Origin of the sequence: Mangrovivirga halotolerans, assembly GCF_026241165.1 — a bacterium.
Classification (GTDB): domain Bacteria; phylum Bacteroidota; class Bacteroidia; order Cytophagales; family Cyclobacteriaceae; genus Mangrovivirga; species Mangrovivirga halotolerans.
Map to the genome: position 1 here is coordinate 444,864 of NZ_JAPFQN010000005.1, position 11,639 is coordinate 456,502.

General features: G+C 33.9%; 10 protein-coding genes and 1 tRNA gene. 2 read left to right on the forward strand and 9 right to left on the reverse strand.

What is annotated here, in order from left to right:
- Positions 1-9 precede the first annotated feature (9 nt).
- The 6 genes from OO013_RS09785 to OO013_RS09810 all read right to left on the reverse strand — a co-directional run bounded on the left by OO013_RS09785 (position 10) and on the right by OO013_RS09810 (position 7,622).
- Positions 10-1,602, reverse strand: coding sequence for a hypothetical protein (locus tag OO013_RS09785; protein ID WP_266056623.1), 1,593 nt, complete (start codon positions 1,600-1,602; stop codon positions 10-12).
- Positions 1,603-1,768: 166 nt separating this feature from the next.
- Positions 1,769-2,101, reverse strand: coding sequence for a hypothetical protein (locus tag OO013_RS09790; protein ID WP_266056624.1), 333 nt, complete (start codon positions 2,099-2,101; stop codon positions 1,769-1,771).
- A gap of 488 nt (positions 2,102-2,589) precedes the next feature.
- Positions 2,590-5,235 carry a LuxR C-terminal-related transcriptional regulator gene (locus OO013_RS09795; RefSeq protein ID WP_266056625.1) on the reverse strand — a complete coding sequence of 882 codons (2,646 nt, stop codon included), beginning with the start codon at positions 5,233-5,235 and terminating at the stop codon, positions 2,590-2,592.
- Positions 5,236-5,334: 99 nt separating this feature from the next.
- Positions 5,335-5,619: a response regulator transcription factor gene (locus OO013_RS09800; RefSeq protein ID WP_266056626.1), complete on the reverse strand. Its 285-nt coding sequence runs from the start codon at positions 5,617-5,619 to the stop codon at positions 5,335-5,337.
- A gap of 139 nt (positions 5,620-5,758) precedes the next feature.
- Entirely contained in the window at positions 5,759-6,862 is a 1,104-nt protein-coding gene (locus tag OO013_RS09805) for a polysaccharide deacetylase family protein (RefSeq protein WP_266056627.1), read from the reverse strand.
- The gene (locus OO013_RS09810; RefSeq protein WP_266056628.1) at positions 6,837-7,622 is read right to left on the reverse strand and encodes a glucosaminidase domain-containing protein; all 786 of its coding nucleotides are present in this window, start codon (positions 7,620-7,622) and stop codon (positions 6,837-6,839) included. The genes OO013_RS09805 and OO013_RS09810 overlap by 26 nt, the downstream gene beginning before the upstream one ends.
- A gap of 216 nt (positions 7,623-7,838) precedes the next feature.
- On the opposite strand from OO013_RS09810, the gene OO013_RS09815 reads away from it, so the two are divergent.
- Entirely contained in the window at positions 7,839-8,279 is a 441-nt protein-coding gene (locus tag OO013_RS09815) for a hemerythrin domain-containing protein (RefSeq protein WP_266056629.1), read from the forward strand.
- A 67-nt stretch (positions 8,280-8,346) separates the two neighbouring features.
- On the opposite strand, the gene OO013_RS09820 is transcribed toward OO013_RS09815, so the two are convergent.
- Together OO013_RS09820 and OO013_RS09825 are read right to left on the reverse strand one after the other, a co-directional pair.
- Positions 8,347-9,762, reverse strand: a complete 1,416-nt coding sequence (locus tag OO013_RS09820) for an RtcB family protein (RefSeq protein WP_266056630.1) — start codon at positions 9,760-9,762, stop codon at positions 8,347-8,349.
- 43 nt (positions 9,763-9,805) lie between these two features.
- Positions 9,806-10,906 (reverse strand): slipin family protein, encoded by a 1,101-nt coding sequence (locus OO013_RS09825; RefSeq protein WP_266056631.1) that lies wholly within the window; start codon positions 10,904-10,906, stop codon positions 9,806-9,808.
- A gap of 433 nt (positions 10,907-11,339) precedes the next feature.
- Here OO013_RS09825 and OO013_RS09830 point away from each other — a divergent pair, with 433 nt between their 5' ends.
- Positions 11,340-11,540, forward strand: coding sequence for a basic helix-loop-helix domain-containing protein (locus tag OO013_RS09830; protein ID WP_266056632.1), 201 nt, complete (start codon positions 11,340-11,342; stop codon positions 11,538-11,540).
- Here OO013_RS09830 and OO013_RS09835 read toward each other — a convergent pair.
- Positions 11,506-11,589: transfer RNA gene (locus tag OO013_RS09835), tRNA-Tyr, on the reverse strand. The two genes, OO013_RS09830 and OO013_RS09835, sit on opposite strands and share 35 nt — an antisense overlap.
- Positions 11,590-11,639: the final 50 nt, after the last annotated feature.

Below are 11,639 nucleotides of genomic sequence, written 5' to 3' on the forward strand. Positions count from 1 at the left end.
GACCTCATATTAAAGACTTACTTTATAAACATTTCCTGCACCAGCGCCACCTATGTAAGCGGTATTTCCTGAAATCGCAACTGAAGATCGAGCCCAGTTTTTAGTATTGGATAATTCCAGTTTTCCTGTTGAGAATTCCATTCCTGTAGCTACTGTTTTTGTATCACCACTGGATAGGTCGATGGCTAATAACTGCCCTTTACCAGCTTCAACCACATATAGTTTACCATCAGCAATCGCTAATCCTTGTGGTGAGCTTAGTCCGTCTTTGATTACCTTAGGTTCAATAACCTGATTGTCATCCAGGATCTGGACAATTCTACCTCCCAGATCTTCACTCACATAAAGATCTCCATTATCATAGACCAGGCCAAAAGGTTGTTTAAGACCCTCAGCAAGAGTTGTTGCCTTATCTGGTGCGACAGGAGAAAAGCGTTTAACTGCACCACCGATTTCACAAAATATTATCATATCTTTTCGTGGAGCAATTGCATTAGTAGGGAATTTAAAATTAGCAAAATTAGCAATCATAGAATTTGTATTAGTATCCCATAACTTGACAAAGTTTTGAGACCAGCTACTGGTTACTACCTGATTACTATCATCACCATATGGACTTACTGTTAACATCCAACCAACATCTGTAGCCATCGTAATTCCTCTGACTGCATTGATAGCTACTCCCGTAGATGGATCAAATTCACGTATTGCAAAGGCATCGACCACTATCAAAGATTGTTCACCATTTTTCTCTAGTAAAGTAACTCCACCAGAAAGACCAAGACCCCCGGGTATTATAACTCGATGGCTGTCCATACCTGTGATCTCATGAACATAGCCATCGCCAGCACTTGTGTTGAATATACGGTCATCAGGTCCAAAACAGAAGTTATCAGTTGCCGGATAAGGAGTTTTAGCTACTAATTCAAAAGTGCGGTTCTCCCTGTTTACTTTATAAATGACACCAAGTGCAGCATCCATAACATGCAATTCACCCTTACTATTAAACTTTGCAGCAGATAAAATGGCTCCTTGTTTATCTCCCACCATAGTTGTTGCCCCGGTTTCCATATCAATTTGTATTGCTTCACCCGTTACCCAGGAAGATCCATACAATTTTCCATCGGGCCCGATATCCATTCCATTTGACATTCTCATGCCTTCGTCAGTAATCATTCTTGGCTCTTTATTACTATTTGGATAAATTTCATAAAGGTGAGAGTCTGCAAACTGACCACTAATGAAGATCCTGCCATCTTTTGTAATAGCAATACCATCATTTCCTAATTTGAGCTTTTCAGCAACACTTACTTTTCCATCAGTATCCATCACTCCAACCAGCCCGGTAGTAATCCAATTGAAAAACAGTCGCCCATCAGGGTGAAATGCCATATCATCAGTACCTCTTGATCCTTCAATCTTCTCCATTTCTCCTGTTTCAGGATCAACAATAAATGCAGCATCATGCCAGACACTACCAACATATAACTTATTATCAGGCCCCCAAATTATTCCATTACTACCTCGTAGTGGGCTAGCTTCGATCAGGACTTTGACGTTATCACTTACCTTTGATGGATTAATAGTTTTTACAGTTTCCATTTTTATATTTATTTATAAATTTTAATATCGTTAAATAGCTATTATATGATTTGTTACTCTATAGTTTATTTGATAGAATTCAGTTTATAAAACATTATTAAGGAGAATAAATGTGCATTTATATATCATTGCAATACTTTGAAAAATGCACATTTATCTTCTTAATTTAATTGATAAGATCCAGTGCCTTATCATAATGTCCCAACGCTTTGGCATAATGATTAGCAGCAGTATTTTCTTTACCACTTGAGTAATCATCAATGCTTTTTTTCAATTCATTATTTCCTTCATTGATCTCATCTGCAATTTTATTTGCAGCATCAATTTCAGCCTGATTCAAATGATCTAAACTCCTTTGGAACCAATCAAGCCCACTGTTCAAATGATTCAATGCTGATTTATCTTTGTGATCAGTAAATGAATGATCTGCCTTTTGAAACTGCCTGAAAGCTTTTGCCATGTCGACAGCCGATCTGTGCATTTGATACTTTTCTCCCATCATATTATTATTTTTAGTAAAACATATTATTATTTTTATAATCGTTATTTAACGATTGAAAATAAGTGTTTTGATTCATTGTTATCCAGATAATACTTATTAAGAAAGCATATTGAAATTATCTTGACTCAAAAGAAGACATAGGATGCAATATTACACGCTAACGGCTTCCGGTATATGCCTATGATTAGAATAAATGAATTTAGTTTCAGAACAATAAGTAATTTTCGAAAGTTATTGTGAGATAAAGTAAAATTCTCCTTTAAATCAATCTCTAAGTATCCCGGATCAATTAACCGGTCAGGATTTTCTTAAACTTTAAGAAATCGAAGCAGATATTAATTGGTATCCATTCATCATTAAGTTGATAAATGTAACAATCAATTGTTCTATGTTATTAAGCGAATAATTCTTGTGTTAATTATAGTGCAAGTTCATAATAAAACATTTTAGAGTCAATCACCCATTCGGGGGATAAATGGGGGATTTTATTTTGAAAAGGTCTTAATTAACTCAACACGAGAATGAACTCCTGATTTTTTAAAAATATTCTTCAGATGAGATTTAACTGTTTCTGTAGAAATATTAAAACTATCAGCTATTTCCTTATTTCGCAGTCCATCCTGAATAGCACGAATAATTTCTAATTCACGAACACTGAAATTATTTTCGAGGTCAGGTTGATTAATCATTGAATTATCTGTTCCAATTGATCCTGATTGTGAATCAGAACTAAATAAATTACTAATCCACCATGAGTGTCTTATATTATCCTTGTATAGTAAAAAATAAGGTTCCAATGGTTGAGCAAGCTCGATATATGGCCTTTTCATTCCATTTTTAACTGACAAATCTAACGCCTTATTCAAATGGGCAACAAATCCTTCAGTATTTTCAATTTTTGCACAACAAATAGCTTTTAATACTAAAATATCTACGAGATGATATGAATTATGATAATTATTTAGAATCAATTCTATCTGATTTAACTCATCTATGGCAGCCTTCGATTCTTCTACTTCCCCTTTAATGACAAGTATTTTTAATTTAGTTAAAAAAGGAACTTCAATTAAAAAATGAAATTCTGAAGGATGAGGTTCATTTCGATATCCATATGCCCATTTCAATAACTTCTCACTATTATTTTCTGAAAGTTCACTTCTATTCTCAGTTGACTCAGGAAGATCAGAAAATAGATTATTCCTGGTTTTTTGAATTAGATCTTTTAACTGGTCCAGAGTATCCTGTTGTTTATCAAAAAATCCAAAATATCTTTCCAAAATACTTTTAGCTATAAAAGAATCAATCATTATTCTATTTTGAATAATTGATTTTTGAGATGCTACTTGCCTGAATAATTCTAAGGCTGTTCTATATTCCCCTAACTGAAATGCAATATTACCAGCAAGATAGTTAGCCCATAAAAATGAATAATCATCATCAAGTTCTATCAAATTTGATCGATAAATATCTGCTATTTTTCTAGCCTCATATAAATCGCCCTTAAATAAATGCAGGAAAATCTTGATAGCTTCCAGATGATTTCTTTGAATCCAATTATTATGGATAAGGGCTATTCGTTCATTAAGCTTTTCGATGCCTTTTTCTCCCCTGCCAGACATTTGATAAGCCACCGATTCATAAAAGCAATGTTTATAATATAAAATCTGGTTAGATTCAAAATCAGCAATTTTAGTATTTAATAACTTTATAGCATTTTCCGGATTACAATTAATCCAAATTTCAATAAATGCCTTATATATATTAAGTTCATAAACATGGTCAGAATCTTCCGCTGAATTTTTTATCAATTCATCAAGGTCCTGAATAATTACTATCATTTTTTGAATATCAAAAATTTCACTTAGAAAATTTAAATACCCAAACAATAAAGAAATATTTTGTTCAAAATAATGCTTTGGAAAGGAATCTTTCCAGGTTTGGAATTTCCAATAATAATTAGATTTAACTTCCTTTTTTCTTACACGGTTTATCAGATTAACGGCACGATCATACTCTTTAGCATTGAGTGCATGATCGATCGCTTTGACAAAATCACCTTGCGTCTCTTGCCATTTACTCAATATGGAATACACCTCTAATTTTAATTCTCCAATTTCTTCATTATTATTTAGGAAGTGACTTTGAAAATAATGATGAACCCTATACCATTTGATATTTTTTTTCTCTGTCATGCTTAACATATGATTACCCAAGCTGATTTTAATTAATTTTTCAGATGATATTTCTAAAGAAAAAGAAAGATTATCAAATATATAATTTAGCAAACCATTGCTAAACCAACCGACAATTGAAGCTACCTTAAAACCAGTCAGTATAGATTTACTACCATAGTATTCAATTATATGATCATTAAAATAATTCACCAGATTAGATCTGTGCATATCCAGATCCAATGAATCAATATTATCAACTTTTGATTTTGGAATATTTGTTAAAATAAATTGAGACAATAAAGGCCAACCATTTGTATTTTCGTAGATTTTAAAAGCTAAATCATTTTCTTTTATATCAGGAAAATTTATCTGAACCAATTTCTTTAATTCATTTGTACTAAATTTTAATTCATTCATTCGTATCTCATCCATGTTTCCATAAAGCTTTAATTGATTCGTAATAATTGGAGGATCAATCCTGGTAATCACTATTAGTTGAACATTAGAAACTGGATTTTTTAAATATTCATTAATCAGATTATGAATCTCTTTGTTTTTAATAAAAAAATAATCATCTAAAATGATTTTAAATGGTTTATCTATTTCATTTAAAAAATTAAAAACTTCATCTTTGATCAATTCAAAATTCGGGAATTTAGATTGAGAAAAGTTCCTATATAATAGAGCACTATCTTTGGGAAATACCTTCTTAATACCTGTAATTAAATATTCGAAAAATACCTGTAAATTATTAAATTCATCATCCAGGGATAACCACAGAAATTTTAAATTTAAAGAATATATCCAATTAGAAATAAGTAATGATTTTCCGTATCCTGTTGGGGCAACTACTAATAATAGTGGCAGGCTTCTAGAATCCTCAAGTTTATTAACTAATTCAACTCTATCCAAATACCTTTTAGGCACTATTGGTGGGTTAAATTTCAATTTTATCATTAAATACTCTATTTAACTTATTAATCGGCTCGTTAAAATCTAAAATAAGTTAATAATTTATGATAATATATTAAGAAAAAATATCACTTAATCTTAAACTCATACCAAATCAAAAGCAAGCGCATACGAATAAAGCTGCATGGCATTATTTATTCTGAGTTTTCTGTTAATATTCTTTCGATGCTGCTCGACTGTACAACGGCTGATGAATAGTTGATCCCCGATTTCCCTGTTATTGTACCCCTCAATAACTAATTCAATGATCTCTTTTTCTCTGGGTGTCAGTTTTTCAAAATGCTTTATGTGACTTAATCGAAATTCTTCCTGCCTGATGATCCTCCTGATTTTATGATCCATGGGATTAGAATAATATGACGTTTTCATAGTTGACAATGGACATGGTAAAACATATTACTTTAACCATCATATTTCCAAAAATGAAAATATAGGATTTAGTTGTTATTAATATAAAAAAATTAAATTAAATATTAAAATAATTATATTGACAAATAATGAATGAGGGTTATTTTACTTCAGGATTTACCCATAAATGGCTATACCAATGCCAATTACCTTCTGTATCCTTTCCTGTAATAGTATAAAGTGTTCTACGCCTGTCGAGTATGGAGGATTTTGACTGAAGTGTTACATTAACTTGGCTACCGGATGAATCTTCCCGTATATCCAAATTACATTCACTACCCTGAATAAAACATTGAAAACTGCCCGTATCCAGTGAATCAGCTTGAATTTCAAGATTTAGCAAAGGTTTTGAACGATTACGGGTAATTACCAGACTGGAAGGTTCTTCATTAATTACAATCATGGGTTTCATCTTTGCCTTGGAGGAGAAACTGTTAATATCTGAATAGGATTCTGACATGGGGAATCTCGGGCAGGCCATCAAGTCTGTTCCCGAATAAATTACACCTGAATTTTGAGCAGCCGCACTTTTGAAACCGGATGCCCTGACAATTTCTTTCATTTTACCATCATACTCTCCAAAGGGATACGCAAATGTTACTGGTTCAATACCAAGATTGCTTTTAAATAACTTTTGAGAGTTGACTATTTCCTCCTCAAATTGAACATATCTTTCTTCTGTATCAAGGTTAAGAAAATACTGGTGACTATGTGTATGATTACCTATTTCTATTCCAGACTTATGAGCCTTACGAATCTGATCCCATGACATATAATCAGATCCACCAATGCTTTCAGTATTCACATACAAAGTGGCAGAAAATCCATATTTCTTTAATAGTGGCAACCCATTATTATAAAAACTTTCATATCCATCATCAATAGTCAGAACAGCTGTTTTCTTATTCGATTCTTCTGACTTTAAATAATCTATCGCATCAGAAAAATTTAGAACCTGGTAATCATTTTCTTTCAGATACTTAAGGTGGGCTTCAAAATCAGATAATGATATATTAGTAGAAGGAAACCTGCTATCGCCAAATCTATGGTATACAAAGCAAACAATATGCTTACCATCTTTTTTTTGGCCCATACCGGTTGACTTAGTTTCATTTTTAGTATTTCCGCTACTACATGAAAAAACTATTAAAAAGCACAAACAGACAATAAACCCTGAGTTAACGTGTGATAATATATTCTTCATTTATTCTGTAGTTATCATATTTTGTCAGGTTATTTTGCTCAATGATCAAATTGAGCTGATTAACATAAGCCATACCTCTTTCTGAATATCGGTTTAAATGGGGTAACAACTCCTGAATATTATCGGTATTTTTTCTCTTCTCCCTAAATTTTTTGTATGCAAATGATCTTCCAATAGTGACAAAATAATCATTAATGGACTGAGAAATATTATTATATTTTCTCAAATAAGCATTAGATCCTGCAGCAGCTATCCGTGGTTCTTCAGGATCGAATGACCAGATACCAAATAGATTGTTTGCCTCAGTAAAAAATCGAGAACTTCCCCACCCACTTTCCACTGCCGCCTGGGCAATAACGATACTCGTCGGATGGACATTCATTCGACTTATAAGATCATTCATATTATCAGCATCAAATTTCTCCATTTGAACCTCGTAAAAAGATGAATCTGACTGACTCCATTCATCTTTTTCTTTAAGTTCTTCTATTAAATTTCGATCTCTTTCAATAAAATATTTAGAAATCAAAATAGCAGGAAGCACTACCTGGATAAACTTCTCTTTTGATTGCTCAACTGATAGTTCAGTAAGCAACTCAATATTTTTGTACAATATCGGATCGACTATTGAATCTTTCGGTTCTATTATATCATCAGGGGAATTTACCTCAACTGAAATAGTCCTCAGTATCTTTTCTTCCTCCTTACACGATAAAAAGAAAAATATTAGAATCAGGAGTAAACTAAAGGATTTATTCATGGTTTGATGCTGTTCTACTTAAATATATTCAAATGTATCGAACGACTAAATAAAATCTTTATTTCATTTTCATAAATATGAAAGATTGATCTGCCTTGCTACCTGTTCTTTCACAATATAACAGATTTTTCAACACTTCAGATTATAGGCAAAAAACCACTCTACAGCTTTAAAATTTGCTATATTTAATATAAATCATCAACTAAAAATAATACCATGAATATTTTCGAAACAATAAGAGAAGATCATGAAAAACAGCGAACGCTTCTTGATATTTTAGTGAAAACGGAAGGTGATAGTGAAGGAAGGCGGGAGATCTTTGAAAAGATAGATAAAGAATTAATCAATCACGCGGAAGCTGAAGAAAAGTACTTTTATGTCCCGTTGATGCAAGCAGACATGACCAGGGATAAATCTCGTCACAGCATTGCTGAACATCATGACATTGAAGAGCTTGTTGAAGAACTGAGAGAAACTGATTTTAGTTCCCCGGGGTGGTTAGCTACGGCAAAAAAACTTAAACATCAGGTTATACACCATCTGGATGAAGAAGAGCACGAAGTTTTTCAAATGGCAGGCAAAGTATTAACTGACGCTCAAAAAAATGAACTCGCAGCATCTTTTAGAGAAATGAGAAACCGGTTGGATAGTAATTGATCTCAGAATTTCTGAAAATAAAAAGAATGAATTTAAAAATATTATCAGGCCAATAAAGGCCTGATAATTAATCTACTTCCTTGAATTTTTTATCACCGCACATTCTAACAATTCTGGGTTGAAATGTACCAATAATATCTACAAGGTCCTTTTGAGCATCCATAACATCATGTATATTTTTATAAGCCATTGGAGCTTCATCAAGCCCGGAGCCGATTACTTCTACACCTGCATTGGTAATGTAATTGCTCACACTTTTTGCATCAAGTGTATTTTTCGCTCTGGTACGTGACATGACTCTACCTGCACCATGAGAAGCAGAATTTACAGACGTGCTGTTTCCCTTTCCGCGAACGATGAACCCAGGCTCAGTCATGGTACCAGGAATAATTCCCAAGACTCCTTTACCTGCAGGAGTAGCACCTTTTCGATGAACAATGATCTCATTACCAAAATCATCTTGCTCTTTCCAGGCAAAATTATGATGGTTTTCAATCATAGCAATCGGATTTGCTCGAAGTCCTACAGCCATTCGTTCATGAATCTGATGATGACATGCTGAGGCATAATCACCTGCTAAATTCATTGCCAGCCAATACTCCTGCCCCTCCTCTGTATCAAGATCTAACCAGGCAAGATGTTTTGCCTCTTTTGGCAAATCACATTTTGACATAGCCAGCTTAGTATAATGATTTGCAATGGCAGCTCCCATCCCACGGGAACCTGAATGAGACAATACTGCTAAATATCTCCCTTCTGCCAGATTTAGTTCATTATCTGGTGAATTAATCGTCGTCACCCCAAATTCAACAAAATGGTTTCCTCCTCCTGATGACCCAATCTGAGATGCTGCCTTATCCTTAAGCTTTCGAATTACATCTATCTCTTTGAAAAGATTGCTATCCAAAATTTGATGATCTTTCGGCTTTTTAAAAGTCTCTCTACCAAAACGTGCATTATCGATCAACATCTTTTTGAGATCATTTTTTCTTTCTTCAATAACAGTATCTGAAATCTCATAAATTGACATGCACATTCTACAACCAATATCAACACCAACGCCATAAGGAATAATGGAATTTTCAGTAGCTAAAACACCACCAATTGGCAAACCATAGCCTTGATGAGCATCCGCCATTAAAGCTCCTGTTCTGGCTATTGGGAGTCGCATAGCAATCTCCATTTGTTTTAAGGCACCTTCTTCAATTCCATCAGCACCGTAAACTTTATAAGGGTCTGGAGTATCCTTCAATTGTAAAACCAGGTCAACCGGTTTTAATAATTCTTCAGCAGAACTCTTGAACCGATTATCTGATAAATATTTCACCGGATCATTTTTTAGATCAGTGAGTATATAATCTACCTCACTCTCAGACATTTCATCTTTCAGCGAATCGAGGGCATCTAATAATTCGCCAATAATCTTCCCTTCTGAAAAGCCCTGATTTTTAATGTATTCTCCTGTATATTTATTATTCTTCATTTTTCTTTATTTATTAAAGTACCCGTAAAGCGGGCACTTATAATCATCTAACTCCTGAAAAGATTTCTTTCAACTGATCTATCACCTGACCATTACCATTCAAGGTGATCTGACCAACCTTTTCAGCTATCTTTTCAACATATTCCATCTCTTTTAATTTAAAGAGCATTTCATTTTCATCCATAAGTTTTGCCGTATTTAACAAACTCCTGGTTGAAGCTGTTTCTTCTCTTCTGGAAATAACATTGGCTTGAGCCTGTTTCTGTGCAATAAGTACCTGGTTCATAATAGTCCTCATTTCACCGGGTAAAATCACATCTCTTAACCCTCCTCCTTTTACTTCTATACCAAGATCTCCTACTTTGCCATTTAGAAAATTAATAACATATTCAGTGATATTATCTCTATCTTCCAACAATTGATCTAAAGTCATTGAACCAATATACTCCCTCAAGGCAAACTGGATAAGGACGTAAAATTGCTTTTCAAAGTCCTTGTTATCAACAAGTGCTTTATTGATATCAGACACCTTATACTGAACGTAAAAGCTCACTCTTAAAGAGGCTTTATCTTTTGTCAGTATTTCTTGTCCTGAAACTTCCATTTGCTGTTGTCTCAAATCTACTTTTGAAACCATCACATCAATGGAATTCTTCCAGAAATAATATTCACCAGGTGGTAGAATTTTCTTCGCCTCACCATTAATGAATAATATTCCATTTTCATAAGAACTGACTTTACTCACTCTAATGTAAGGTACTAGTTCCGAACGTTTTAAAGCCAGAACATCAAGTTCTTTATCTATTTCAACCTTGCTAAGGTCAATTACCTTGAATTCATAATTTACAATTTCATTCCAATAAGCATATCTGCCCGGTTGCAAAACTTCATTGAAGTTTCCATTTTCATATTTCAAGACTATCTGATTATCACCTACATCTACAATATTTAGGCGTTTTTTTATCTCAGGCTCATTTAAATATAATTCCAGCGGATCAATAGGATAAAATCGCCTGGTCAGGTCGTATTGCTCAACTGACTCCCCAAAACTCAGCCAATGAGTACCCCGGCTGATAACACGTTGGAAATCGCCTTTTCTAAATACTAAACCAATTCTTCCGGCATTAATTCTAATCCTTTTCATGATTGTATAATTTTAAAATAAAAAATTCTAATAAATGAAAGTACCTTGATCACACCCACCGGTCAATGTGGAATTAAAAAGTCTATGATTAAAAGTAAACTGGTTTTATTGAGAGGATCAAAACATCAATGAGCTTTGACTGTCTTAATAAAAGCAGATTCCATTTAAATTCACAGAGATTTTAAATTCAGGACACCTCCCGGATTGTCATTTCATTCCGAAGACATACTCTGACAGGTGCGATCACAGGTTCTTTCAGCAAATTGTAATTAAGATCGGAACCTAAATTCCGGAGTGTTAACCAATTACACTACACCTAAGTGAAAATTAGGGGTGGGACTCGAACCCACAATTCAAAAGAGTTTGTTGTCTAAACCGCTCGACTACATTACGATTTACGCAATGGAGGGATTCGAACCCTCGTTCCACAAACATGGTGGGAATCATTATCACCAGAACACAGCATATCCTTACGGAAACTATGGAGCCATACAGAGACTCTCATCAGGTTATTCCGGTTAAACATTCCCCGCGCTTTTCACACTGTGAAAAGATCTTTTGTGCTGAAAGCACATTAATATTATCAAAGAACTATCTTGTGGGGAAAACAGGATTCGAACCTGCTCAGCCATAAAGCACCGGATTTACAGTCCGGCCCAACTCTCCAACTTTGGCGTTTCCCCTTTTATTATAACCCCTCCGCCATTTACGGAAGGGGCTTCCTGATCCCGGA